General features: G+C 66.5%; 1 protein-coding gene. It reads right to left on the bottom strand.

Translation table 11 applies throughout. The features are described 5' to 3' along the window. Nucleotides 1-218, bottom strand: a 218-nt coding sequence (locus tag D1646_RS22410) for a hypothetical protein (RefSeq protein WP_160638528.1), incomplete at both ends; no start/stop codon positions are given.

Below are 218 nucleotides of genomic sequence, written 5' to 3'. Positions count from 1 at the left end.
AGGGCGTCCCGGCGGCTGTATTCCCCCTCGGGGTAGGCGGGGATGGTGCAGGGCAGGAAGACATTCCGTTCGTCCAGCTCCACCTCCATGGCGGCGGCGATATCCCGGGCGGCCTGCTCCATGGTGCAGGGGAAGGTGAGCTTGGGCGTCCAGGTGATATCCGCCTTGAGCATGGCGTCGTAGGCCTCAATGGACCACAAGCCGTCCTCCTGCTCCCG

This window comes from Pseudoflavonifractor sp. 60, from assembly GCF_009911645.1.
In the GTDB taxonomy this organism is placed as follows: domain Bacteria; phylum Bacillota; class Clostridia; order Oscillospirales; family Oscillospiraceae; genus Lawsonibacter.
Note: the sequence above shows the minus strand (reverse complement) of the source record. Positions and strands in the feature narration are given on the sequence as shown.